We start from the raw sequence: 24,487 nt of genomic DNA, 5'->3' as shown, positions 1-24,487 counted from the left end.
GGTTTCAACTTGCAACGCACCGCGCGTCATGGTGAAGTCGTGCAAATCGAAACAGGGGAGACAGGTCATGGCCACCGCCATCAAGCAGGATATCACCGGCGAAACCGCACGGATGCACAAGATACTCGAGGCGCAGAAGGCGAGCTTTACCGCAGCGATGCCCGAAAGCCTGAGCGTCCGTACCGATCGTATCGACCGCGCGATCGCCTTGCTCGTCGACAATGCCGAGGATTTCGCCAAGGCGGTCAGCGAGGATTTCGGGCATCGCAGCCGCGAACAGACGCTGATGACCGACATCATGCCCTCGGTAAGCGCGCTCAAGCATGCGAAGAAGCATATTGCCGCCTGGTCGAAGGGCGAAAAACGGAAGCCCACCTTCCCGCTCGGCCTGCTCGGCGCGAAGGCGGAGGTCGTCTATCAGCCCAAGGGCGTCGTCGGCGTTGTCGCGCCGTGGAATTTTCCTGTCGGCATGGTGTTCGTACCGATGGCGGGCATCCTGGCCGCGGGCAACCGCGCGATGATCAAGCCGAGCGAGTTCACCGAGAATGTCTCGGCGCTGATCGCGCGGCTGGTGCCCGAATATTTCGATGAGACCGAAATGGCCGTGTTTACGGGCGATGCCGATGTCGGGGTCGCTTTTTCGAAGCTCGCGTTCGACCATCTGATCTTTACCGGCGCGACGAGCGTCGGGCGCCACATCATGCGCGCCGCGGCGGACAATCTGGTGCCGGTGACGCTCGAACTCGGCGGCAAGTCGCCGACCTTTATCGGGCGCAGCGCCAACAAGGATCTGGTCGGGCAGCGCGTGGCGCTTGGCAAGATGATGAACGCAGGGCAAATCTGTCTCGCTCCCGATTATCTGTTGGTGGCGGAGGATCAGGAGGGCGAAGTCATCGACAGCGTCACCAAGGGCGCGACCGCGCTTTATCCGACGCTCCTCGCCAATGACGACTATACGTCGGTGGTGAACGGCCGCAATTACGACCGGCTGCAATCCTATCTGGCCGATGCGCGCGAAAAGGGCGCCGAGGTGATCGAGGTCAATCCGGCGGGCGAGGATTTCGCGAGTGCCAATGGCCACAAGATGCCGCTCCACATCGTCCGCAATCCGACCGACGACATGAAGGTGATGCAGGAGGAAATCTTTGGCCCGATCCTGCCGGTCAAGACGTACAAGAATATCGACGAGGCGATCGACTATGTGAACGCGAACGACCGCCCGCTCGGCCTCTATTATTTCGGGCAGGACAAGAGCGAGGAGGATCGCGTGCTGACGCGGACGATCTCGGGCGGGGTGACGGTCAACGACGTGCTGTTCCACAATGCGATGGAGGATCTGCCGTTCGGCGGGGTCGGGCCGTCGGGGATGGGCAATTATCACGGCGTCGACGGCTTCCGCACCTTCAGCCATTCGCGCGCCGTGTATCGTCAGCCGAAGCTGGATGTAGCGGGCTTAGCGGGCTTCAAGCCGCCCTATGGCAAGGCGACGGCGAAGACGTTGGCCAAGGAATTGAAGAAATAGGTAAACCACAGCGACAAAATCACCATAGCCCTGAGCCTGTCGAAGGGCGCCTCTCGGATAGGCGCCCTTCGACAGGCTCAGGGCTACGGTCTTTGCCTAAGCGGCGACCTCAATCCGCCCCGGCGATCTTGATATCCTTGCCCAGCAACGTCTTCACATACACCCGCTGCACCAGCACATAGACCACGACCGTCAGCGGCGCCGCGAGCAGCACGCCGAGGAAACCGAACAGCACCCCCGCCGCGACCACCGCGAACAGCAGCACCGCGGGCGGCACGTCGACCGCCTGTTTCTGGATCATCGGTTGCAGGAAATTGCCCTGCAACTGCTGGATCACCAAGAACAGCACCAGTGTCCACAGCGCGGTCGCGGGCGATACGGTGAAGGCGAGCAGCACCGCGGGGATCCCCGCGATGATCGGCCCGATCATCGGGATGACGTCGAGCAGGCCGGCGATCAGGCCGAGCCCGCCTGCGGCCGGAACGCCAAGCAGCGCCAGCCCTGCCCAGGTCAGCGCCGCGACGACCAGCGACGACACCGCTTGCCCGACCATCCAGCCCTTCAGCCCGCGCCCGGCATCGTCGAGCGCCAGCGCGGCGGTTGCTTCGGCCTTGGCGGGCATCAGCAGCAACAGGCCGCGGCGGTAGGTGGCGGGATCGCTGGCGAGGAAGATCGCCGCGACCAGCACCAGCACGAAATCGGCGATGCCGCTGCCTGCGGCCAGCGCATAGCCGCCCGCTTGCGACACGAGCTGCGAGATGTCGTTGCCGCCGACTTCGGCGAGTTCGCGTACGCGCTCGCCGAGGCCATAGCGGTCGAGGAAGGCCTCCACCCCTTGCAAGGCGCGCGGAACCTGCTGGCGGATCGTATCGACCTCGTTCGCGAGCTGCGATCCGAACAGCACGAAGGCGCCGGCAAAGACCGCGATGATCCCGGCCACCGATCCGGCCAGCGCGAAACCGCGCTTCATGCCGGTCCGACGCACGAGCCAGCTGGCGATGGCGTCAAAGATCGCGCCCAGCACGATCGCGGCGAACACCAGCATGAAAAAGCGGGTGAGGGTGATCGCCAGCCACGCGACCCCGATGATCGCAATGACGATCAGCGCCGTCATCGCGATCTTGCCGGGGCCGAAAGGCGCGGCGGCGGCTGGCTGCGCGCGGGCGGGCTTGGCGGGGGCGGGGCGTGATGGCGATGCAGCGGGGGCTGGCTTGCTCTTGTCGGTCATTCCACCGTCTTATGCACGATGCCGCTTATCCACTAGACTAAAACCACCTTTCTGTGGCAACGGCACCTCCGCATCGGTCGTCCGGCGGGAATCAGTCCCGGCGCGGGCGCCGTCCACGGGCCCCTGTGGTGAAATTGGTAGACGCGCCGCACTCAAAATCGCGTTTAGCCTAAAAATCTAAGCCAAAAACCCTGTAAAACCAACAGTTTGAGTAAGGACGAGGTTTCCAAAAAGACTTACACAAGTCTTACACACTTTGGGGACTTCGTAATGCCAGTTGAAACCCACGAGCTAATGGATGGTGCGCTCCACGTTTATCGGCGTGAGGGTAGCCGCTACTGGCAATGCGCCACCTATCTGGGAAGTCGCAACCATCGCCAGACGACCAAGGAAACGAGCCTTGCCGCTGCAAAGGATTTTGCCCGCGATTGGTATATGGAGCGATGCGTCGAGGATCGCCAACGCCGACGCGGTGGCGTTTCCTTGCTGGACGTTCCCGTCCAGAATCTTATCGCCGGACCCGGCGCGCCGACCGATGGGCGGCGTAGGCGAACGCCAACTGGCCCCAGTTTCGAGGATGCCGCCAAAGCGTTCACCAGCGAGTTCGAGGTCATCACGATGGGCGAGCGTAATGCAGGATATGTGGCGTCGAAGTCCGACATAATCCGCGTCCATCTGTTGCCGTTCTTTGGTAACACGGCTCTGGAGGACATTACCGCTGGCAAAGTGCAGGAGTATCGGGCGCACCGTCAAACATCGCGGCTCGATCCAAAGACCGGCAAACCGAAGAAGCCTGCCCGTGCCACCCTACATCACGAAATCGTCACGCTCCGTCAGGTGTTGAAAACCGCCAACCGTAAGGGCTGGATCGCGGCAATCCCGGATATGTCAGCGCCCTACAAGACTTCCGGCAAGCTGGAGCATCGCGCCTGGTTCTCGCCCGAGGAATACAAGATGCTCTACGAGGCGACGCGCGAGCGGGCGAAGAATCCGCCCAAGCCGCGCTGGCGCGAAGTCTGCGAGACCTTTCACGATTATGTCCTGTTCATGGGGAATACGGGGCTGCGTCCCGATGAGGCCTCGCGGCTTGAGCTGCGGGACGTCAAGATCGTGAACGACGAATCGACCGGTGAGCGCATCCTGGAGATTGAGGTTCGCGGCAAGCGCGGCGTTGGTTTCTGCAAGTCAATGCCCGGTGCGATCCTGCCCTTTGAGCGTGTTCGCAAGCGCAAACAGCTCAAACTGACCGACAAGGTTTTCGGGAAGTCGCCGCGCGAATTGATGAACACTGTCTTAGATGAGCTGAATCTGAAATTCGACCGGGATGGTCACGTCCGCACCTGTTACAGCCTGCGGCATACCTATATTTGCCTTCGCTTGCTCGAAGGTGCAGATATTTATCAAGTTGCGAAGAACTGCCGCACGAGTGTCGAAATGATTGAGAAATATTACGGGCGGCATTTGAAGAACAACATTGACGCCTCGGCTGTCAATGTTCGCAAAGCGCGACCAAAGCCAGTCGCCGCTGGTAAGAAGGCTGCGAAGTCAACGAAATAAGCTACATAGTTCGCTTTTCACGTTGCACATTTTGATCTCGTCGCTATAGGCGTGTCGCAACGCGGGCGTGGTGGAATTGGTAGACGCGCGGGATTCAAAATCCCGTTCCGCAAGGAGTGTGGGTTCGATTCCCACCGCCCGCACCATCCATGATAGCAGGCTCCGAAAGCACACCGCACGGTGGGCAGGAGCCTGCATCAGCGGACGCCCAAGGGTCGCACGATCCGCGCTCCGCTGTGCGAAATGACAATCGAACGACATTGTCATGCTGGCCCTAGGAATTCCGGACGGGATTCGGCCATCGCCCAAACCTATGTTCGCTGGGCTTATGCCATCTTTTCGTCTCACTAGCTGGAACCAAGGACCAACAGTGCTTTCGACGCTGTCTTACCGGTTTGAAACGCGCGCGCGAAGGGAACTTATTCGACAGGCCTGATCGTCCAACGTGCTTGTGTCATCTGAGAAAGATTGACATCAGCCGAATCATCATTATTCTCACTGCAAATAGTGAGGATAATGATGATTCGGTATTCCATATTCGATATTGCCGCCAAAAGGGCGACCCTAGCGGGCAGCGCAATGGGGCGGCAGATGCTTGCCAGCCTTATCGGCGAAACCCAGCCAGTAACCGCGCCGGTTGTTGCCTATCTCGATTTCGCAGGCGTTGACATCGCCACTGGCTCGTTTTTGCGTGAGGCCGTCCTCGGCTTCCGTGACTTCGGTCGCAATGCCATTGGGATGCTTTATCCGGTCGTGGCGAACGCAAACGCAACCATAGAGGAAGAGCTTTCCGTATATCTTAAGGATCGCAATGACGCGATCTGGGCGTGTTCGCTGAGCGACGCGGGGAACGCTTCGCAGCCGCATATTCTTGGCGAACTGGATGCAGCACAACAGTCCACCATGAAGCTCATTGCCCAGCATCACCGTATCTCGGCACCGGAACTGGCGAAGCTCCGCCCCGACGAGGGAATAGGGACAACCGCATGGAATAACCGGCTTGCAACGCTCACCGCCAAGGGCATTTTGATGGAATTCAAGAGCGGTAAGACCAAGACGTTTGCGCCTGTGATGGAGGCGATTTGATGGGCGTCGATTTCATCCGCGAACAGTCTGGCAAACCGTGGCGCAAGCGCTGGGACAAAGGATTGGACCGCCTAACATCACCTGGCCTGTTCGACGTTCAATTCACCAATCGACAGCGCATTGTGACCGCCGACCTTAGCGGCGGATCGACTTTGAAGGTTGGCGACCAAGTGGTTGTGCAATGCAACGGTCAGGCGGTCATTGTGTGCAGCGGCCACCGGCAGGTGGGCGCAATTCAGGGGATTTCGGCTGATGTTCGCGCCGCCATTGATGGGTGCGGTGGGGTGGCCCTGGGCATGGTGGAGCGCGTCGGTTTGTTTGGCAACAATGCGGAGCTGAGTATCAGATGAAAGACCCCCCTCAACATCACTCCCTCCGGCAAATACCGAATACGCAAGCGTTATGGGACGATGCGGAAACTGCATCCGCGTCGCTCGGATGCTGGACCTGCGTGGATCGCGGCACCTGCGGCGGCGCGCACAAAGATTCCAGTTTTTTTGACTGCAACGATTATTGTCGCTGTGCAGACAAGGCATCCTGCGATTTGGTGTGCCGAGGAAATCCGGCAGCATTCGTTGCTCGATGGCGTGAAATAGGCGGATTCGATTTGGCGACTGCGCGGCGAGCGCCCGAAATTAGTGTTGATCCGTTGCCGAGCATGGTCCCGCTGATCGAGCACAATTCAGCAAGGCACGGACGCCTCAATTTCCCGATCGTCGCGATCCCGCTCTACGCGCTGATCGACCTTGGCAACGCATCGTTGAAATTCAAAGACCGCGAAGCTATCGCCAACCAATTCGGCATCGCGTCGGAAGCGCGGATTGTGGTGTCGGGCGTTGGGCGCGACTCCGACATCGAGCGCTATTGGGGACTGCCGAACCGTGCCGAGTTGCTTGGTCAGCTCCAATCGCTTGGCATCGCACTTATCACTCCGCCTAATTTCAGCGTGCTAACTAACGTGCCGCGCACCGACAACCTGCACGCTATGAAACGGATATTATTGGCTTGGCTGGAAATGGCCGAGGCGGGGCTGCCCGCCGCGCTTCACGTCAACGCCCGCACCGAACGCGACTATCAGCGCTGGGCTGAACTGATTGCGGCTCGTCCCGAGATCCAATCCATTGCCGTCGAGTTTGCAACCGGAGCAGGGCGCGGTAGCAGAATCGATTGGCATGTTGCCCGACTTCGCCAGCTTGCCGCTGTAGTAAATCGCCCGCTGCGTCTTATGGTGCGAGGCGGAGCGAGGGTGCTTGAACCCCTTCGTCAATCATTTGATGCGGTCACCGTGATTGATACCGATGCGTTCCACAAAACTCGTTGTCGCAAGCAGGCCTACTTTACAGAGTCCGGTAAACTGCATTGGCACAGCCACCCAACAGCCGCTGGCGAGCCGCTTGATGGGTTGCTTCAACAGAACGTCGCTACCCTCCACAGCCATCATACCTATCTGGAACGTCTGCACGCAGATCGAAGGGTAGTGCGTTCAGGGCAAAGCCCCACCATTGCAAAACACGGATATGGACAGTCCGGCCAGCGGGGCAACTTGAGCCAAGACCGACGCGCCTTCGGTGAAATCGCGACCAGGTCTAAGGGTTAGAGCATGATCGCCACTGCGAAATCGTAGTTCGGCGTTGTGGCCAACAAGCGCACGAAATAGCTGGTTGAAGCCCTGGCCGTGCCCCGTCTCCGACGGGAAGCGAGAAACACCGTCGGTTATCGCCAATCCCAATGCAACACCCGCGTCGCTGACATGCGCGTATTTGGGGTTCTGCCGCAGGCTCGACAGCACACCGATACCGCGATCCGCTACCACGAACTCAAATGAGCTTGCAGTCGTCGCGTAGGCGACGACTCCGGATTCGGGAGCGCCGCTGTGCTCATAAATGTTATCCTGAATTTCAATCAACGCACCGAGCAAGCCCGCAACGAGCTGGGCATTGAACCCTTGGGCCTTGGCGATGTTTTCTGCATGGGTCGTCCATTGATCCCATTCCGGCCCAGTCGAAGTGACGGGGTTGACCGCGCTGAGCGGGAACGCGCCCGCACGATCATTATAGCTACTGCCGAATGGACAGCGCGATTGCAGTGCTTGATTCAGGTGCGCGGCAAATGAGCTGTTCATGGAAACGCCGCGATATTGGTCGCCATGCGTCATGGCAGCCAACGCAATCTCGACAAGAGGACCAATTCGACCAGATTTTTGCAGAACGATTGAGCCATGGCCAGCCAGTCGCCCTTGGCCAGCTTCGCGCAACAGATCATCGGCTGCTGCAAAGTCTGCGACAACAGATGCCATCTATGTCTCTATGTTCGCTTTAGACCCGCACATACGCCGCCAACAGCCCGGTCAGTGTCGCATTCTCGGTAATCGCCTGTGCGGGAACCAAGGCGTAACGCCAATGCTTCCCGTCGCCATCGGCGGCGAACTCGTTGGCGTGTTTCACCCATTCCGAAGCAGCCCGCGCCTTTTCCAGCACGGTAGGATCAGCCATTTCATTGTCGGCTTTCACCTCGACGATCAGCTTTTCGGCAGTGGTTTCGATCACGAAGTCCGGCTCATATGGCTTGCCCGGCTGATATTCGATCCTGAATTGCCCGCGCCCCGGCTTGAGCCAGCGCAGCACGTCCTTTTCAAATCCGCTGTCGATCATCACCGCAAAACGCCGTTCGGGATCGGAATGGAATTTGTGGAACTGATACGGGCTTTTGCTGCTGCCGGAGAAGGTGAAGCCCGGTGTCGTCGAAAGCGGCATCGCGGCTTGCGACATCGGTAACAGCTTGGCGAGCGAATAGCTGAATTGCTGCGGTTGCAACGCGCGGAACGACCGAACCTTGCTCGCACGGTATTCGGCGGGGGTTTGCCGGTAATGCGCCTTCATCTGCGAGAAAATCCGCTGGGCGAGCATCTTGCCGTGCGCCAGCGCGACGTTCTCAACGTCTTCCTCCGAGGTGAGATAGCTGCGGAGGTAGTCGATCATCTGCCCCGCCAGCTTGTAAAGCAGATCGGCCTGGCTGTCATAATCCACCTGCGGGTAATCCATCAGGTGCTTGACGAGATAATTTTCGACCCGCGCCTCTTTCGGCCCTTCCAATGCCCGCGCCAGTTCGCGTTGCGATTGATCGCGCAGGTTACGGATCAACAGGCGGTCGGAGATTGGCTGCAACCGAATGTCGGCCATGCTGCCGAGGTCAAAATCCTCGAACCAGAAATTGACTTCACGGCTTGGCAGCACGACGATTTCGGGAATCTCGATGGTGTTCTCGGCAACGCTAGCGGTGACGATGCCGACCAGTTTGGCAATGTCAGGCGTTTGGACGATGCCGCCCAAAACGCCTTGGCTCTGGCGCGCGGCGGAAAGCCGCGTCACGTCAGCCGCAATCGCCTTTTGAACTTCGGGCTTGAGCAAATCCTTGAGGCCGCCGGTCAACTGCCGCTCATATTTGTCGCGGATCACGTCGATAGTGGTCTGGGCAATCTGGCGATCTTCGAGGCTGTCAAAGATGAAGGGCGTCCGTTCCTCACGCACCCCTTCCGGCACATCCTTGCCCGTCAGCGCCGCTTCAAATGTCGTCGTCACTTCCATGATGGATTGCGGCTCGGTCGAAATGTCGCCGCCCGCGCCGATGGTGAATGCCTTAAGCTGGACGAGTGAATCAGCTTCCTTCGCCTTGCTGATGACTTCGCTGAATCGGTCATGCGCGATGACGGTCAGCGTATCGACCGCCTCGTTGCCGGTGCGTTCGCCGTAAGGCAGGCGCAGGCCTCGCCCCAAAGTCTGTTCGGTGAGAATGTCGGAGGCCGACGCGCGCAGCGGGACGATGGTGTAAAGGTTGGTGACGTCCCAGCCTTCTTTCAGCTTGTTGACGTGAATCACGATGTCCGTGTCGCCCGCTTCCTCCAGCGTCACCAGCCGCTGCGAGGCTTCATCGCTTTCAACGCCGGTCTGGTTGGAATGCACTTCCACCACGCGGCCCTTGTAGGCTGCGTTGAAAAAATCATCGCTTTCGATCCAGTCGCGCAGCCGCTTGGCTTCCGCCGTATCTTTCGCCACGACCAGCATGAACGGGTGGACGTGCTTGCGCCCGGTCTGGCGCGCGTAAAGCTCCAGCTCGGTCTTCACATGCTCGTGATAATGCGCTCCGTCTTCCAGCATGATCTTTTCAAGGCTGTCGGCATCATAGTCTTTGGCGTTGAAATCCGCGCGCGTCGCGACGGCGGGTTCCTTCACATAGCCATCGGCCATCGCGTTGCCGAGACCGTAATGGTAGATGACATTTTTGAAATCCTTGGGGCTTGCGCCGACCGTCTTGGGTGTCGCGGTGAGTTCCAGCCCTAGCTTGGGATCAAGTTCAAACACCGCCTGCGCCGCCGCCTTCGCGCGGTATCGGTGCGCTTCGTCCATCAGCATGACGAGATCGGGCAGCTTGGAGAGATAGTCGAAATAGCTGTCGCCCAGCGTCTCGCGGAAAGACCGGATTTTGCCGCTTTCCCGGTTGATCTTGTCTACGTTGAAAATGTTGATGATCGCTTCGTTGCCGAACAGATCGGCCCCGCGAATACCGCGCCCTTCCTGCCATGTGTCGCCCGTCACGATCACCGGCGGCGTCTGAGCAAATTGGGATATGCCGCGAAACACGTATTTCGGTGAAGATTGCTTGGAGAAATCATCGACCAGCTTGTTGTAGATCGTCGTGTTGGGAGCGAGGACGAAGAAATTTTTGGAACGGCCTGTGAGGTAGAGGTAGGAGATGAACGCACCCATCAGCCGCGTTTTGCCAACGCCGGTGGCGAGGGCGAAGCAGAGCGAGGGGAAGTCCCGCTCAAACGCTTCGACACTGGGATAGGTCTTTTTGATTTCAGCGAGCAGCGCCGCCAGATCGCATGGCGCGCTGAAATCCATATGCGTCAGCACATCGCCGAGAATGCCCAGCGCCAGTTCCTGCGGCCCGCGCAATGAGAGGCGCTGCGCAATCTGACGGCGGACGCGGGTTTCGTTCACATCACTCATCGCCTGCCTCCCCGCCGAACAGGGGGAGGGCATCGGCGGTGGGCGCACCGTCATTTTCCATCAGCGGCAGGTTCGCGATATTGAGCGAATAATCGTCACGGCCCCATTCGCATTTTTGCAGGATGGCGGTGGGGATTTTCACCAGCGTCAAATTTTCAAACGCCTCGGCTTCGGCGCTATAGGCTTTGCAGCAGATCAGCAGCGAACGATCCGGCCCGACATCCTGCGATATTTTCGCGCAGGCTTCATGCGTCAGGCTTTGGGTGGTGACGTAGATGAAGTCGGTTTCGGTCGATGCCCCGTGCCGCCAATAATCCCCTGCCGATGGCGCATAGGTAAAGCCCATATGCTTGCACATCGCCTCTGCCAGCATCGCGGGGTTATAATCCTGGGCGATCACCCAATTGCCATATTTGTCCTGGGTGAGCAGCGAGGGCGCGAGCGTGAAATAGCGGAACCCACCGCCGCCCTTCCAATCCACCGCCTTGCTGATCCCGCCCTGATCGCTGCCGTCGATCACCTTTTGCAGACGCGGCACGATATGCGTATCCGCATGATCGCCAATTTCGACCATGATCCAGCGGCGGCCCATTTTGTGCGCGACTGCGCCAGTGGTGCCGGAACCGGCAAATGAGTCGAGGACGAGATCACCGGGATCGCTACCTAGGTCTATGCACCGTTTTATCAGAGCTTCCGGTTTCTTACCTTTGGGAAAATCGACGCCACCCTCATTGTGCAAATTGTTCGACAGAAGATCATCCCAAATGGTCGTTAGCGGTTCACCCGCTACATATTCGCCATCGACCAACTTCAATTTATCAGAGTAAAATAGAATTCTTTGCCCACCTATGAAATACATATCCGAGTGGTCATCGCGATTCAGGCAAAGAATGCTCTCTATATTTCTAAGAGATTGGTCGATCATGTCCCTAGCTGCTGCACTAACCGCTTTGTAATCCGGTTTTGCGACACGAATTACGCTTCTAGCATTTGTATGCACAAAGCCCTCAATTTGCGTTTCAAAATCCTCGCCAAGCTCCTTTTTGAGCGCCTTCTCCGGTAAACCAAGGTGGGCAGCAAACGCTTTCGCAAGTGTCGTAAATCGCCATTCTGAAAAATGGTCATCGCGGTTAGTGATGAATTGACCGTATCGCTTGTCCCTCTCTCCGCGAGCGGTGAAAAGGCGATTTGGTTTCCATTCAGATTTATCTTTGGCATAGATCAGCAAGAAGTTAGACGTGCTAACAACGCCGGGGTTGATCGACTTGTGCCCGGTTGCAGCCCCTTGCTTGAAGGTAACGATGTTGATCCGGTTTTGTCGCCCGAAGACCTCGTCCGCCACTATGGTCAGATAGGCCAGCTCGTTATCGTCGATGTGAATGAAGAGGCTACCATCCGAGGATAGCAATTCTCGAATGTATTTGAGCCGCTGTTGCATAAGGCTGAGCCAGAGCGAATGCTCAAGGCCGTCCTCATAGTGGTCGAACGCCTGCTTGGTATTGAACGGCGGATCAATATAGATGCACTTCACCTTGCCCGCGTAATCCGCTTCCAGCGCTTTGAGCGCGAGCAGATTATCCCCCTTGATGAGCATATTATCGAATATATCAGCGTCCGACCGCCGCGCGGCGGCGTGGGTGCTTTTGTCCGGGTTCTCGATCAGAATGCGCGGCTCCAGCTTGGGGCAATCCTCCTTGCCGGGCCAGGTCAGTTCAAGTTTGGTCTTTTTGGTCATAGGATTCGATAGTCATTTCTTAGCTGATTGTCTCGTCGCCAGTTGTTGAATTGAAAGGCAATCCAAGCCGTTTTGCCTTGCCGATCACGGCATTGCGGCTGACATCGCCGATCTGCTTGGCGATTTCGCCTGCCGATACCCCGTTGAGCCATAGCTGCCTCAACATTTCTACCCGCTTGAAAGGCCACTTGCTGGCCGGATCGTCGCGCGATTCGGCAGGTGTTGCCGCCTGTTTCCCAGCGATCATAGCATCCAGTGCCGCTATGCGCCGCGCCATGTCGGCCCGCTGCTCCTGATTTTGCAGATATTTCCGGGAGCTGGGGAAGAATTTCTGCCCCTGTTCCTCCAGTCCTTCCAGCAAGCCCGCTAACACGTCTCGTTCGATGTTGAGTTTGCCATAGGATGCGCCGTTGGATTCGGTAGTTGCGACGGGCAAGGGGCCAAGTGGCGGCTTCGGGACGACACGCGCGGGCGCGGGAATCGTTGCAGCAGTCGCCAGCTTGCGCAGGAATGGCGAAGTTTTGGGCAGGTCTTCAAGCCCGACTGCGGGCGCAGGCAAATCATCCGCCGGGCGATTTTCGGACTGACGCTGTGCATTGGCACGCAACGCCGCCGTTACTTTGGCGAGCACAACATCGGCCTCTTCAGGTTCGGCAAATTCGCCAGAAACCTTCGGTGCGTAGAATCGTCCGGCTTGCCAGACGGGGAAGAGCGCGCGTTCGGCGGCAGGACGACCATCGCGCCAATGGATAACCCTCGTTGTCTCAACTTCGATCAGCACGTCGGTATTCTGCCAAAGCGCTTCTTCGGCGAAATCAGCTCGGCGTCGCATTGTAATCCTTTGATCTATCAACCACTCGGCGTCGGCGTCGCCCTCTTCTTCCAAGTCGGCGATCACCGACGCGAACGCCGCGCGCGCGGCTTCATTGTCTGTCATACGCCGTCGTCGTTGAAGATCGCGGATTTGTCTGTCTAGCTTGCGCGCCTTGCTGGTCGCTTTTGCTTCCAGAGCATCCATGTTCCGCTGCGCTTGTTCGTGCAGTGAGGCAAGCTCGCTATTGGCTTCGCGCTGCCATCGCGCATAAAGCGCACCTTCCTCTTCACATAGCAGCTCATCCAGCATTGCCGGCGGTTCGTAAGGGCAATGATCGAGATCAGACCATTGGCATTGTGCCAGATGAGTGGCCCGCCAAGCTGGGATGGCATTCTCTTGGGCGTCGCAGGCAACGATCAGATTCGCATGGAGAATATCATGAGCGCTCTGAATGGTCGCAGATGCCATCAACAGCCAGCCCGAATGTCCGCGAAAGGCGGCAACGTGTCTCCAGTCATCCTCATAGCTGCTGAAATCGAGCGCCAGGCTGATAGGAACAGGGCCAAACTCGCGGAACATCCAATCATTCAACCGTCCAGCGCAGCGTCATCAGCGGCGTGATGGACGGTTGCATGTTCAGGCTTTCGGCAAATTCGTCGAGCTTGTCGCTGACATCGCGCCGCACCTTCTTGCGCCGTTCAAATTTGGACAATTTGAGATCATCGACCTCACCCTCCATCCGCTTGACCTTGCGGCTGAGCGCCACCTTGTCCTCCATCGAAAGATCGGGCGACCGCTTTTGCCGTTGCAGTTCCTTGACCTCGGTTTCCAGCGTATCAATCTGGGCATCGAGCTCAATTTCAATATCCGCCGCGTAGCGATCCAGCCGGTCTTCTTCGGCCTGAATCCACGCGAAATTCTCGTTTTTGATCTTGTCCGAAAATGCCGCGAACTGCGTATGTTCGATGGCTTTGAGCGACGCTTCATCGGGAGCGATTTGCGTGTGTGAAGGCGCTCCCTTGGCAGGAACCATGAACATCTTGTCGGCCACTTCGCCCGAAATGAGCGCCCCGGCATCGCTGCTACAGGCAATCAGCAATTCTTCGCGCAGGGCATCGGGCGTCGGCATCACCGCCCGGAACACCCGCAGCCAGCCGGACTGTCCGGCCAAATCCTTCACCGCGCCCATCTGCCCAGCATAGGGAAAATCATCGGGCCGGAATGTCAGTGCGGCGCACTGGCTCGCATGATCGCGCGCCTTGGCGGCTTCGACGATTTCCAACCCCAGGCCATCCGACACGCGCAGGAATTGCCAATCATTGTCATCGGCAATCGGCCACTCGGTCGTGAACGTGAGTCCGTCCAGATCGAACCGCTGGCTGTCAGGCGCGGGAAACGCGGCGCCGGGCAATTCCGCTTTAGCGATAGTCAGGAGCCTTTGCCGGAACTCGGGCACGCTGGTTGCCAGTTCAGCCTCGCGGTGGTGGAGCTTTGCTATGACCTCCGCATCAAGCGCGCCAAGCACTTTGGCGCGCGCCGCTTCCATATCGGCGTTGATCGTGTCCTCAATGGAGGATTTCAGGGCGTCAAATTCAAACTCCGATTGTTCCGGTGTCCGGCAATCCTGCACGATGCGCAGCACCTCACGTTCAAAATCCAGACCGCTGACCAGCGTGCCCAGAACTTCATCGCTGGCCCCGAAGACTCCCTCGAACAGATGGAATTTATGGGCGAGCAGGTCGTGAATCCGTTGTTCCGTCTGGTTCTTGAGGTTGAGCATGTTGACTACGGTGACGTCGATCAACTGCCCATAACGGTGACAACGCCCGATACGCTGTTCAACCCGCTGCGGATTCCACGGCAGGTCATAATTGACGATCAGCGAGCAGAACTGAAGGTTGATGCCTTCTGCCCCGCTTTCGGTCGCAATCAGGATCGCCTTGTCCTCTCCTTTGAACGCTTCGACTATCGCGGCCTTCATATCGGCCGATTTTGAACCGGAAATCTTGTCCGTTCCCTTGTGGCGCTCCTTCCACGCGGCATAGACTTCCTTGCTGGCAGGGTCAGCATTGGAGCCATTCATCAAGACTATCTGTCCTGCATAGCCATGCTTGCTGAGCAGCTCGTTCAGATAGCTTTGAGTGCGGACGCTTTCGGTGAAGATCACCGCTTTGCGTTGGCCGCCCTTGTTCGCGATTTCATCAAGCACCGTGGGCAATTGGTGGAGCAGCACTTCGCCCTTGGCATTGCTACCGATAGACCGGGCCAGCGCCAGATAGGTTTCCAGTTCGGCGATTTCCGCCGCCAGCTTCACCGGATCAATGGGTTCGGCCTCGTCGGCCTCATCATCTACATCGGCCTCTTCAAACGTCGTTTCGATGTCTTCGACATCATCGGTAATATCCAGCGTCGCACGTTCCTTGCGGCGCAGGCGTTCGATCAGCTTGTCGAGATAACTTGCAACGGCGAATGTTGAAGACCCCAGGATTTTGCGGACTTGCAGCACGACGAGCTGATTGGCCTTGTCGCCATATGAAATGCTATCTTTCCGCTGCAAAAATGCCGACAGACTGTTGTAGAGTGTCAGTTCGTCGGCGGACGGATCGAAGGTAAATGTTCGGGCGTTGCGCCGCTTGAAATTGATATGGCCAGCTTTTTGCACCTGTTTGCGCAATGTTCGGTGACAGATCGGCGCCAGCCGTTCCTTCAACACGTCGAGCGCGCTACTATTCGCCGAAGCCCCGGCATATTGCGCCTTGAACGCATTCTCCCCGCCGAAATGTTCGTCGTCGATCACCGAGACGATTCCGTAGAGTTCCATGAGAGAATTTTGCAACGGCGTTGCCGTCAGCAGGATTTTGAAGGGGTCTTGCAGTGCGGCTTTCAGCTCCTTTGCGCGCTGAGATCCGCCCTTTTTATATACGTTGCGCAAGCGATGGGCTTCATCGAAAACAACAAGATCCCATTTTGCTGCGCGCAGCTCGTCAGCCTTCCGTGCGGCAAATTCATAGGATGAAATGACGATGCCATCGGCTGACTCGAAAGGGCGGGCAATCTTGTCCTTTTTCATCGCCTTGTAGGTAGCTGCTTCAATGATAGTGCTACGGATAGAAAACTTCTCAAACAACTCCTGTTGCCATTGCTTGCGGAGTGACGCTGGCACGATCAGGATTATCCGGCGCTTATGTTCAGCCCACCTCTGGGAGATGACCAATCCGGCCTCAATCGTCTTGCCTAATCCCACTTCATCAGCGAGCAAAACGCCTTTTGAAAGGGGGGATTTGAGGGCAAAAAGTGCAGCATCAACTTGGTGAGGGTTCATTTCAACCCGTGCGGATGTCAGCGAACGCGTAAATGCTTCGTCATCAGTGCCAGCCAATGTTAGCTTGTGGGCATGGTAATGCGCGTGGATTTGCGTGAACACTATGCATCTCATCCATTTTCTAGTGCCAAACTATTTGGCATTGTAAGCTTGCTCGACTTGCCGCTTTTGCGCAACCCTGCCAGATATTTGATTGTCTAGAAGCCGTTTTTTAATGGCATCTCTTGCGCGATGACGCTCAGCGCGAAGTTCGAACAGTCGTTTCAATTGCCGGTTCGGCAATTTAGTTCTGTCACCAACGACAATGACGCCGGTAATGTCAGCAGGACTGTCAATCAGACTCAATTCCTTATCTGCCTTTATCTTCATCCCGTGTTTATGTACGGATTGCTTTACCTCCCAAATTAATTCTTTCCTTATCATCTGGCCTGAAATCGTAATATCGTCGGCATAGACGCTGTGTTTCAGTCCTGCTTGCATGACTGATTGCTCAATCTCTTGCCACAGGTCCAGATTAGAAAAATATGCGAGGATTGGGCTGCATGGCGATCCTTGAGGCAAGCATTGTTGCCAGGTGGTCAGATGGACAAGTATAGCGGTAACATCTGGTGAACATTCAAGTTTGCGGTTGAAAAAATGTGCTACATTGTTGGCACTACAACTTGGGAAATAGTCTGCAATATCCAACAACCAGTATGCCCGAGCACCTTTATGGGACGCGGCATTGTCAACATACGACCTCCCTTTGACCGGGCTGAATAACCAGTCTGGAGGGGTGATACGGCTCAGCAGGCCAGCAATTCTAGACTGAACTGCCTTGAGGCCGCTGTCTGGAATATCAATAGGACGGTAATGCGCCGCAATATCTGGGGCTGGTTGCTCGCGCAGCCAGATGTCTTTGTCCTTCTTGTGTTTCCAGCACCTTACATAGAGATCATTGCGCGCGGAAATATCAGCAAGAGCAGCTTCCGAAACGCGCAGCAATGTCGCCAGCTTCTTGCGAGTGCGCAGGCGGAAAAATGGACTGTCGCGCAACGTGTAGGGTGTGGCGCTATGCCGCAGTGGCATCCGCCTTCCTCTCGATAAAGCTCAGCAAATCAAGAACGGTTGACGCAATTTTTGTCCGCGCTTTTTCACCGCGCTTGGCATTGGGGATTTGCTCAGCGAAGAACATGATCGCTGAAACCGGAATCCGAAATTCGATCGAATATTTTTCGATCAAATCCAGTGATGGCGTTTTGCTACCGCTTTCAATCTCCGAGATGTGTGATTTTGAAACCTTGAGGCGGTCTGCCAGCTCAAATTGTTTCAGATCGTGAAATACACGGATCAGTCTGAGGGCTTCATTTATCATGTCATTTCCTAACGTCCGCTGCATGTAGATATTAGGTTGGCGGTTTACTCGAAGAGCTGATGGATTTTCTGCAATGAGCGGAAAACCCGGTAGATCATAAAGCCCACCGAAATGATGAACTTCAAAGTATTTGGGGACCGGAGTTTCATCCAGAACCCACGACGCTGCTCAAGAGGTTCTCCTCGCAGCCCACGTCGCCGCCGTCGTCGGTATGTGATCTTAGAAAAAGCCATAGCTTTTCCTTTCTCTGTTTGCCTTGGCGACCAGCCCGGAATGGACTGGTCTGACCAAGGATTCTCGCCAAACAGAGCGGACCCGACGACTACACCCGTTACCTAGAGACGATAGCAATTCTCGCTATCGTCTCTGCTTCGCCCGTCCCGTCCGCGCCGTCCCGTCGCCGGGGCCATCGCGGGCAGTGCGGATAAAGTGACAGAGACCCTTCGATCTCCACGCTTCGGCATAAGCCAAAGCTGAATATGAGAACTTCTTCCGTTATTCACACCATGCCTACATAGGCTGAAAAATCTCGATTGCAAGATAATAGTTCGCTCATGGCGAATTTATGTCGCATTCAGAGATGGGCTTCTACGTCGTTCCCATTGGACAATGTAAATCGCGGCATTCGGGGGAGGGATGTTCGAAGGCAGCTCGGCGAGTAGACCGAATTTCTGACTACAACGTCACCAGATGAAAGCGTTGGTCGCTGCCCTCTGGGCAACCCGCTCTATCCGCTGCGCGGACCAAGCCTGTAGTCTTGGCCCTTCGGGTGACGATCGGGAGCGCGTGAAAATGAGCGGGAGAATCCAGGGACGCACTCTTTCCCGCTGCGCTCCTTAGGGTGCGGTGATTTCTGGCTGACCCGCTGGCGCTCTTGCCTCTCTCCTTGACGAGCGGGCGACGGACGCGCCTTCGCTTCGACTGGCGGCGCAGCGCCGTTGGCGCGACAGCCTGGTCAGCGCTCTGCTTGCCGCCACACCGCCCGTCGGCGTCGCGCCGTGCAAGGGTGCCGTTCTTGTTGCGCCGCTGCGCGGCGGTATTCTTTCAATGATATTCGACTGATTTTTTGGACGGCGCGGATGCGCCGGCGTCTGTGTGGCCGTCCCCGAAGAGGGGGATGGGCGGCGCTTCCGGCTAGGCCCGCCGCGCTCAGGCGCAACCCGCAAGCGGGTCTTTCACTTTGTTACAGCCTTTCAGGTGCGCCTGATCCCGGCGGGCCTCTTGGTCGCTCTTTGCCGCCCACCCCCCTCTCCGGGGGCGTGTGGTTTTAGAGGCGAGGAGGCGACGATGGTGGATCAAGGCAGGATGCGGCGGAGCAGAGGCAAGGGCGGGGCAGAAGGCAGCGCGTCACGCGCATCGCTTTATGACGAGGTGACGGCCAAGATCATTGCCCAGCTTGAAGCGGGCCGCTTCCCGTGGGCGCAGCCGTGGAGTTCAGCGGCGGCAGTTCCGGGACTCCCCCGCAACGCGGTTTCGGGGCGTCCCTATTCGGGCGTCAATGTTCTCATTCTGTGGGGCGCAGTCATTGAAGGCTGTTACCCGTCACAGGATTGGTTGACCTTCCGGCAGGCTCTGGCTGCTGGCGGATGCGTCCGCAAGGGTGAGCGCGGTCATACGATTTTCTATGCCGACCGCTTCACGCCCGAAGATGGACGCGAGAAGGGCGAGGGCGCGGAGGGCGAACCCCGTTCAATTCCGTTCCTCAAACGCTTTGTCGTGTTCAATGCCGCGCAGTGCGACGGATTGCCTGAGCGGCTGACAGCCGACCCCACGCCGTTACCGGCCCGCGAACAGCATGAGGGCGCGGAGTCGTTAATTGCCGCGACGGGTGCGGATTTCCGCATCGGCGGCGCGCGCGCCTTTTATGACATTGGCGGCGACTATGTGCAGGTTCCGCCGCAACCGGCGTTCACCCATCAAATCGACTTCTACCGCACGGCCCTTCACGAACTTGGACATTGGGCGGGCAGCAAGGAGCGGCTGGCGCGTGACCAGTCGGGGCGGTTCGGTTCCGCACTTTATGCCCGCGAGGAACTTTGCGCCGAATTGGCATCTGCCTATCTGTGCGCTGCGCTTGGGATCGTCCCCACCGTTCGCCATGCCGACTATCTCGGCTCTTGGCTTGCAGTGTTGCGCGCCGACAATCGCGCCATTTTCAAAGCCGCCAGCCAAGCCAGCAAGGCGGCTGATTTCCTCTTGTCCTTCGTTCGGGAGAGCGAATGCACCTTGGCGCGCGCGGCATGAGGGCCGCTCTCCCCTTATCGTCCGAGCAAACCCCCATCGGTGAGCAGACGCTTGTTTACGGGGTTGCGCCGATCACGCCCCGCGACCGTCTCGCCATGCGCGCCAATGCGCCGCTGGAGCCGCGCAAGACGCAGCGCCCCGCCGATCATGGCTTGTTCGACACCAACGCCCGCAATCAGATCGAGATGTTTTGAAAGGATTTTCGCCATGCTGCTACTTACCCAAGACTTGCGCGCGCGCCTCATCACCAACGGCAAAAGCCGTGGCGATCATGTGCCAGTCGTCAAATTCTTCAATCCCGTAGGGTCGGGCACTTGGCTGTTTTCCGAACTGGACGAAGACGGCGACATTTTGTTCGGGCTTTGCGATCTTGGCTTTGGTTGCCCCGAAATGGGGTCGGTCAGCCTTGCCGAAATTGCGGCGGTGACGTTGCCGTTCGGCCTCACCATTGAGCGCGATCTTTGTTTTGAAGGGCGCTTCCCGCTGACCATTTATGCCGATGCCGCCCGTCTTTGCGGCGGCATTACCGAGGACGAAGTGCGGCTTGAGGCCGCAGCCATCGCCATCGCCAACGAAAATTCAGAGCTTCCGCAGCCTTGACCCCCAAGGCGGCGGCAGACCCTGCGCGGGATCGTCCCGCGCGGACAACCGGCCCCATCCTCACTGCCCCCCAAGATGCCCCGAGGATGGGGCCACCCCCAAGCGAAGGAGTAACCTACCATGCACATCGACCAAATCCCGCTCGACCATCTTTCGGTTTCCAAGGCCAATATGCGGGCGGGCAAGAAGCCGCCCGAAATTGCGGACATTTTGCCGTCGATCATCAAGCGCGGCGTGATTTCGCCGCTGTTCGTTCGACCCAATTGCACCCCCGGCCATTTCGAGATCGTTGCGGGCAAGCGCCGCTACTATGCCAGCCTTGAGGCCGCGCGGCAGGGCCAGGACGGCGTGACGCTGCCCTGCATCACGCTTTGCGAGGGCGACGACGCCGAGGCGCTGGAAATCTCGATGATCGAGAATATGCTTAGGCAGAATCCCGATCAGGTGACGCAGTGGGAAAGCTACACGCGGCTGGTCAAGGAAGGCCGCAGCGTCGAGGACATTGCCGCGACCTTCGCGCTGACCGAGTTGCAGGTGAAGCGCATTCTTGCGCTGGGCAATCTGTTACCACGCATCCGCGAGGCATTCCGCGCCGAGGAAATCGACGCGCCCACGGTCAAGCACCTGACCTTGGCGACCAAGGCACAGCAAAAGGCGTGGCTGGCGCTGTTCGAGGATTCGGACGGCTATGCGCCGCGCGGGCAGCAGTTGAAGGCGTGGCTGTTCGGCGGCACGTCGATTGCGACCGGCGCGGCGCTTTTCGACCTTGCCGCTTTCGATGGCCAGATCGTCAAAGACCTATTCGGCGATGAAGGCTATTTCGCCGATGCCGATCAGTTCTGGGCCGCGCAGAGCGCGGAGATCGAGCGGCGCAAGGCCGCCTATCTCGAAGACGGGTGGAGCGCGGTCGAGATCGTCCCCGCCGGTGTCTATTTCCAGACATGGGAGCATGAAAAGACCGCCAAGCGCAAAGGCGGGCGGGTCTATATCGACGTCAACGGCAAGGGCGAGGTGGTGTTCCACGAGGGCTATTTGACCCACAAGGAGGCGCGTCGGCAGGGTGAGGGCGGCGGTGATGCGGGCAAGCAGCCCGCAGCCGCACGGCCGGAAATCACCGCAGCCATGACCAGCTATGTTGACCTGCACCGCCATGCGGCGGTGCGGTCAGCGCTTGCCGCGAATAGCGGCGTGGCGTTGCGCGTCATGGTTGCCCATGCGATTTGCGGTTCGCCCCTGTGGGGGGTGAGGGTGCAGGATCAGCGCAGCCGTAACGAAGCGATCACCGAGAGCGTTGAGGCCAGCATTGCCGAAGCCCGCTTCGACGAGCGGCGGCGCGCGGTGCTTGCCGTGCTGAACTTCGACCCCGACGAAGCCAGCATTACCTTGGGCCACGAACCGAGGAACGGCGTCAGCGGATTGTTCCAGCGGTTGCTGGAACTGCCCGACGCGGTGGTCATGGAGGTGTTGGGTGTGGTCATGGCCGAGACACTGGCAAGCGGAACCGGACTCATCGAAACCATTGGCCTTCACCTTGGCGTCAAGATGGCCGACTATTGGGTGGCGGATGATGCCTTTTATGCGCTTGTCCGCGACCGCGAGGTTTTGACCGAAGTGTTGCGCGAGGTCGGCGGCGATACGGTTGCCGAGGCCCATGCCGCCGAGAAGGGCAAGACGATCAAGGGCGTCATTGGCGACTATCTGACCGGCGGCAATGATCGCGCCAAGGTTGAAAATTGGGTGCCGCGCTGGATGGCGTTTCCGCCATCGGCCTACACCCAGCGCGGCGGGGTGGCGACGGTTGCCGCCGCCAACCGCGCGGTATGGCTGGCCGAACCCGAAGGGCCGCTCGATCCCGACCCCGCCGCCGCAGATGCGGCGGACGAGGTGGAGGGCGGCGATACCGAAAGCGCCGATGCGCTGGAGGAGATCGACGAGCAACGCCTTGCGGCGTGAGCGGGGAGCGGGCGGCAATGTGCCGCCCGCTCTTGTCCGCGTCACGCGCGCCACAAAGCCCCGTCCGGCAGGGCCGGACGGGGCTTGAGTGCCTTGTCATTTTGGATTGCGGCTGGGCACGAACCTGACCTGATGATGTGGATTCCAATCTCTGCGCGTGAACAGGCGGGCGGATCGGGGCGGGGCGGAATGCAACGCTGACCGAGTCCGTCGCCGCCTTCCTACAGCCTGCACCAGCAGCCCTGTCACCAGCAGCCACAGAACCCGGCGCGACGGAGCGATTCCATTCCCTGCCCTGTCGGCAGGATGCCGCGACGTGGCTCGACAATCCCACCCTGTGACTTCGTGCGGCAAAGTTCCGTCAGCCAGACATCGAACGCGCCAACCAATCCTTGCCAAACATCCTTGCGTCCGATGGCCAGAACCGCGCTCACCCACGGCCTCGTCAATGGCTTTGGTTGGCAGCGGACGGCTGCGCCTCTTGCCCCTTGCTGCAACGGTGCAGCCCAAAGTTTCTTCCCCTGGGCTGCGCCCATTCCTCGCGGGACAAGAAACCCCGGTCTACCCCGTCCTCCACTGCGTTGCGGCCCTGCGGGTGCAGCGGCGCAAGCCCCTGCCTTTAACCAGCCATCGAGGCCGCGAATGAGCGCGGGGTTCGACCAACTCGAAGGAACTGTATCATGGCAAATATCGGCACATTCAAGAAGTCCGGCGACACCAACTACACCGGCGAAATCGTCACGATGAGCTTGCAGAAGAAGAACGTCACCATCATCGCCGAGGAAGCGAGCGAAAATGAAAACGCCCCCTCGCACCGGGTGTTCGTGGCCAAGGCCGAGATCGGTGCCTGCTGGCAGAAGACCTCCAAGGAAGGCCGCGATTATCTCTCGATCAAGCTCGACGATCCCAGCTTCACCGCCCCGATCTTCGCCAGCCTGTTCGCCGATGAAGATGGCAAGACCTTCAATTTGATCTGGTCACGCGCCCGCACTTCCAACAGCCACTGACCACACCACCCAAGCCCCGCCCGGTTCCGCCGGGCGGGGCTTTGTGGTTTTTTCGTCTCGTTCTTCAGCTTGAGCGAACCCACATGCTTTGGCCTTGTGCGGAATTTCGCGTGCCTCGAAGGTATCGCGAGCTTACCTTGATTGCGACCATATCACCTGCGATGTTGGCGTGCATGATTGACTTGAACCTTGCTGCTTGGCCCCGAGTTGCCAACAAGCAGACGATATATCCGAATTCGGCTGGCGTTTATGCGCTGTTCCTTCACGAAGATGCGACCATACCAAATGTGCGACCGGGCGAGCTCGGATTGGTTTACGTCGGATTGGGACAAGGCGCACGAGGACTGGCGGCTCGGTGCCACTTCAAAGGCAAGACTGCTGGTCATTCGCCCCGTCGTAGCCTTTCGGCATTGCTAGCGGAACAACTGGGTTTGCGACCGATCTTCATCCGCAAACCATCCGGGGCCACGACCTTCAAACTCGACAAGGCATCGGAGCAGCTACTCGACCAATGGATGGAAAACAGCCTCAGTGTCGCATTTCAACTCAACGATAACCCAGGCGAACCTGAGCGCGAGTTGATTAGGCGTTGGGAACCGCCGCTCAACTGTGACAAGAAAATCTGCCCCTTGAATGCCCAGCAATTGTTCGTCCTGGATCGCCGTGACAAGTTCAAAGCAATGGCAGCACAAATGGCCAGCAACGGTTAGCGACCTCCCAATTTTGCCTCGGAACAGAACCCAACGGCAGCGCCCGCCATCCCCTTGCAAAGCGATTTGCACGCTGGATCGTAGCGCCAGCGTCTGCACCGGCTGCGGTCGCACACTTGGCGAGATCGCCGAATGGGGGAGCGCGACCGCCAGCCGTCAGCATGAAATAGTCCGGCGATCTTCGTCCCGCATGGGAAGCAGCGCTTCACATCAAGCCTGAAGCCTCAAACCCCAAGCGCACCCAAAGCTCCTTATTGTCAGAAGTAGAAAGCCGCTTTGGGTGCGCTTGTCTTAGGGGGTTTGTCTGATTTGTCTTTAATGCAGGATATGCCTAGCGGCGCGTGTT

At 58.4% G+C, this 24,487-nt stretch carries 20 protein-coding genes and 1 tRNA gene; 13 read left to right on the top strand and 8 right to left on the bottom strand.

What is annotated here, in order from left to right; translation table 11 throughout:
- Positions 1 to 67 precede the first annotated feature (67 nt).
- On the top strand, positions 68 to 1,522 hold the full coding sequence (locus FFS18_RS04930; protein WP_137869992.1) for a coniferyl aldehyde dehydrogenase: 1,455 nt from the start codon (positions 68 to 70) through the stop codon (positions 1,520 to 1,522).
- A 109-nt stretch (positions 1,523 to 1,631) separates the two neighbouring features.
- On the opposite strand, the gene FFS18_RS04925 is transcribed toward FFS18_RS04930, so the two are convergent.
- Entirely contained in the window at positions 1,632 to 2,750 is a 1,119-nt protein-coding gene (locus FFS18_RS04925; RefSeq protein WP_137869991.1) for an AI-2E family transporter, read from the bottom strand.
- A gap of 270 nt (positions 2,751 to 3,020) precedes the next feature.
- Between FFS18_RS04925 and FFS18_RS04920 the strand changes: the two genes are divergently transcribed.
- The 5 genes from FFS18_RS04920 to FFS18_RS04900 all read left to right on the top strand — a co-directional run bounded on the left by FFS18_RS04920 (position 3,021) and on the right by FFS18_RS04900 (position 6,990).
- Entirely contained in the window at positions 3,021 to 4,307 is a 1,287-nt protein-coding gene (locus FFS18_RS04920) for a site-specific integrase (RefSeq protein ID WP_249340301.1), read from the top strand.
- Positions 4,308 to 4,368: 61 nt separating this feature from the next.
- Positions 4,369 to 4,453 (top strand) — tRNA-Leu (locus FFS18_RS04915).
- Between the two features lie 370 nt (positions 4,454 to 4,823).
- Complete coding sequence (locus FFS18_RS04910; protein WP_212743021.1) at positions 4,824 to 5,393, top strand: hypothetical protein; 570 nt, start codon at positions 4,824 to 4,826, stop codon at positions 5,391 to 5,393.
- A complete protein-coding gene (locus tag FFS18_RS04905) occupies positions 5,393 to 5,743 on the top strand; it encodes a hypothetical protein (RefSeq protein WP_137869989.1) in 351 nt (116 codons plus the stop codon). The genes FFS18_RS04910 and FFS18_RS04905 overlap by 1 nt, the downstream gene beginning before the upstream one ends.
- Positions 5,740 to 6,990 (top strand): DUF4417 domain-containing protein, encoded by a 1,251-nt coding sequence (locus FFS18_RS04900; protein WP_212743020.1) that lies wholly within the window; start codon positions 5,740 to 5,742, stop codon positions 6,988 to 6,990. The genes FFS18_RS04905 and FFS18_RS04900 overlap by 4 nt, the downstream gene beginning before the upstream one ends.
- Here the strand turns inward: FFS18_RS04900 and FFS18_RS04895 are convergent.
- The 7 genes from FFS18_RS04895 to FFS18_RS04865 are packed head-to-tail and all read right to left on the bottom strand — an operon-like array spanning position 6,877 to position 17,627.
- Positions 6,877 to 7,689 (bottom strand): hypothetical protein, encoded by an 813-nt coding sequence (locus FFS18_RS04895; RefSeq protein WP_137869987.1) that lies wholly within the window; start codon positions 7,687 to 7,689, stop codon positions 6,877 to 6,879. The genes FFS18_RS04900 and FFS18_RS04895 overlap by 114 nt on opposite strands.
- Before the next feature lie 19 nt (positions 7,690 to 7,708).
- Positions 7,709 to 10,402 carry a DEAD/DEAH box helicase gene (locus FFS18_RS04890; RefSeq protein WP_137869986.1) on the bottom strand — a complete coding sequence of 898 codons (2,694 nt, stop codon included), beginning with the start codon at positions 10,400 to 10,402 and terminating at the stop codon, positions 7,709 to 7,711.
- Positions 10,395 to 12,137: a site-specific DNA-methyltransferase gene (locus FFS18_RS04885; RefSeq protein WP_137869985.1), complete on the bottom strand. Its 1,743-nt coding sequence runs from the start codon at positions 12,135 to 12,137 to the stop codon at positions 10,395 to 10,397. Before FFS18_RS04885 ends, FFS18_RS04890 begins: the two co-directional genes overlap by 8 nt.
- A gap of 19 nt (positions 12,138 to 12,156) precedes the next feature.
- Positions 12,157 to 13,530 (bottom strand): GcrA family cell cycle regulator, encoded by a 1,374-nt coding sequence (locus tag FFS18_RS17865; RefSeq protein ID WP_349304039.1) that lies wholly within the window; start codon positions 13,528 to 13,530, stop codon positions 12,157 to 12,159.
- Positions 13,531 to 13,534: 4 nt separating this feature from the next.
- Positions 13,535 to 16,375: an SNF2-related protein gene (locus FFS18_RS04875; RefSeq protein WP_249340300.1), complete on the bottom strand. Its 2,841-nt coding sequence runs from the start codon at positions 16,373 to 16,375 to the stop codon at positions 13,535 to 13,537.
- A 30-nt stretch (positions 16,376 to 16,405) separates the two neighbouring features.
- Positions 16,406 to 17,341 (bottom strand): reverse transcriptase family protein, encoded by a 936-nt coding sequence (locus FFS18_RS04870; RefSeq protein WP_137869983.1) that lies wholly within the window; start codon positions 17,339 to 17,341, stop codon positions 16,406 to 16,408.
- Positions 17,325 to 17,627, bottom strand: a complete 303-nt coding sequence (locus FFS18_RS04865) for a helix-turn-helix transcriptional regulator (RefSeq protein WP_137869982.1) — start codon at positions 17,625 to 17,627, stop codon at positions 17,325 to 17,327. Before FFS18_RS04865 ends, FFS18_RS04870 begins: the two co-directional genes overlap by 17 nt.
- Positions 17,628 to 18,914: 1,287 nt before the next feature.
- Here FFS18_RS04865 and FFS18_RS04860 point away from each other — a divergent pair.
- The 7 genes from FFS18_RS04860 (at position 18,915) to FFS18_RS04830 (ending at position 24,361) form a co-directional block, all read left to right on the top strand.
- Complete coding sequence (locus tag FFS18_RS04860; protein ID WP_137870070.1) at positions 18,915 to 19,871, top strand: zincin-like metallopeptidase domain-containing protein; 957 nt, start codon at positions 18,915 to 18,917, stop codon at positions 19,869 to 19,871.
- Positions 19,847 to 20,065, top strand: coding sequence for a hypothetical protein (locus FFS18_RS04855; RefSeq protein WP_137869981.1), 219 nt, complete (start codon positions 19,847 to 19,849; stop codon positions 20,063 to 20,065). The genes FFS18_RS04860 and FFS18_RS04855 overlap by 25 nt, the downstream gene beginning before the upstream one ends.
- 13 nt (positions 20,066 to 20,078) lie before the next feature.
- On the top strand, positions 20,079 to 20,471 hold the full coding sequence (locus FFS18_RS04850; protein WP_137869980.1) for a DUF2958 domain-containing protein: 393 nt from the start codon (positions 20,079 to 20,081) through the stop codon (positions 20,469 to 20,471).
- A gap of 120 nt (positions 20,472 to 20,591) precedes the next feature.
- Positions 20,592 to 22,424 carry a ParB/RepB/Spo0J family partition protein gene (locus tag FFS18_RS04845; RefSeq protein ID WP_212743019.1) on the top strand — a complete coding sequence of 611 codons (1,833 nt, stop codon included), beginning with the start codon at positions 20,592 to 20,594 and terminating at the stop codon, positions 22,422 to 22,424.
- A gap of 680 nt (positions 22,425 to 23,104) precedes the next feature.
- Positions 23,105 to 23,431, top strand: a complete 327-nt coding sequence (locus tag FFS18_RS04840) for a DUF736 domain-containing protein (protein WP_137869979.1) — start codon at positions 23,105 to 23,107, stop codon at positions 23,429 to 23,431.
- A 173-nt stretch (positions 23,432 to 23,604) separates the two neighbouring features.
- Positions 23,605 to 24,141, top strand: coding sequence for a GIY-YIG nuclease family protein (locus FFS18_RS04835; RefSeq protein ID WP_137869978.1), 537 nt, complete (start codon positions 23,605 to 23,607; stop codon positions 24,139 to 24,141).
- On the top strand, positions 24,065 to 24,361 hold the full coding sequence (locus FFS18_RS04830) for a DUF1289 domain-containing protein (protein ID WP_137869977.1): 297 nt from the start codon (positions 24,065 to 24,067) through the stop codon (positions 24,359 to 24,361). Before FFS18_RS04835 ends, FFS18_RS04830 begins: the two co-directional genes overlap by 77 nt.
- The last annotated feature ends 126 nt before the right edge of the window (positions 24,362 to 24,487 follow it).

The organism is Sphingopyxis sp. 2PD, from assembly GCF_005503695.1.
Taxonomy (GTDB): domain Bacteria; phylum Pseudomonadota; class Alphaproteobacteria; order Sphingomonadales; family Sphingomonadaceae; genus Sphingopyxis.
This window is presented reverse-complemented; position numbering and strand designations above follow the sequence as displayed.

Bases quoted from the DNA above. Each gene is read 5' to 3' on its own strand.
- FFS18_RS04830 (WP_137869977.1), top strand. From the start codon at position 24,065: ATGCCCAGCAATTGTTCGTCCTGGATCGCCGTGACAAGTTCAAAGCAA.
- FFS18_RS04890 (WP_137869986.1), bottom strand. From the start codon at position 10,402: ATGAGTGATGTGAACGAAACCCGCGTCCGCCGTCAGATTGCGCAGCGC.
- FFS18_RS04900 (WP_212743020.1), top strand. From the start codon at position 5,740: ATGAAAGACCCCCCTCAACATCACTCCCTCCGGCAAATACCGAATACG.
- FFS18_RS04840 (WP_137869979.1), top strand. From the start codon at position 23,105: ATGGCAAATATCGGCACATTCAAGAAGTCCGGCGACACCAACTACACC.
- FFS18_RS04910 (WP_212743021.1), top strand. From the start codon at position 4,824: ATGATGATTCGGTATTCCATATTCGATATTGCCGCCAAAAGGGCGACC.
- FFS18_RS04865 (WP_137869982.1), bottom strand. From the start codon at position 17,627: ATGATAAATGAAGCCCTCAGACTGATCCGTGTATTTCACGATCTGAAA.
- FFS18_RS04925 (WP_137869991.1), bottom strand. From the start codon at position 2,750: ATGACCGACAAGAGCAAGCCAGCCCCCGCTGCATCGCCATCACGCCCC.
- FFS18_RS04885 (WP_137869985.1), bottom strand. From the start codon at position 12,137: ATGACCAAAAAGACCAAACTTGAACTGACCTGGCCCGGCAAGGAGGAT.
- FFS18_RS17865 (WP_349304039.1), bottom strand. From the start codon at position 13,530: ATGTTCCGCGAGTTTGGCCCTGTTCCTATCAGCCTGGCGCTCGATTTC.
- FFS18_RS04855 (WP_137869981.1), top strand. From the start codon at position 19,847: ATGCACCTTGGCGCGCGCGGCATGAGGGCCGCTCTCCCCTTATCGTCC.
- FFS18_RS04835 (WP_137869978.1), top strand. From the start codon at position 23,605: ATGATTGACTTGAACCTTGCTGCTTGGCCCCGAGTTGCCAACAAGCAG.
- FFS18_RS04850 (WP_137869980.1), top strand. From the start codon at position 20,079: ATGCTGCTACTTACCCAAGACTTGCGCGCGCGCCTCATCACCAACGGC.
- FFS18_RS04860 (WP_137870070.1), top strand. From the start codon at position 18,915: ATGGTGGATCAAGGCAGGATGCGGCGGAGCAGAGGCAAGGGCGGGGCA.
- FFS18_RS04870 (WP_137869983.1), bottom strand. From the start codon at position 17,341: ATGCCACTGCGGCATAGCGCCACACCCTACACGTTGCGCGACAGTCCA.
- FFS18_RS04895 (WP_137869987.1), bottom strand. From the start codon at position 7,689: ATGGCATCTGTTGTCGCAGACTTTGCAGCAGCCGATGATCTGTTGCGC.
- FFS18_RS04930 (WP_137869992.1), top strand. From the start codon at position 68: ATGGCCACCGCCATCAAGCAGGATATCACCGGCGAAACCGCACGGATG.
- FFS18_RS04920 (WP_249340301.1), top strand. From the start codon at position 3,021: ATGCCAGTTGAAACCCACGAGCTAATGGATGGTGCGCTCCACGTTTAT.
- FFS18_RS04905 (WP_137869989.1), top strand. From the start codon at position 5,393: ATGGGCGTCGATTTCATCCGCGAACAGTCTGGCAAACCGTGGCGCAAG.
- FFS18_RS04845 (WP_212743019.1), top strand. From the start codon at position 20,592: ATGCACATCGACCAAATCCCGCTCGACCATCTTTCGGTTTCCAAGGCC.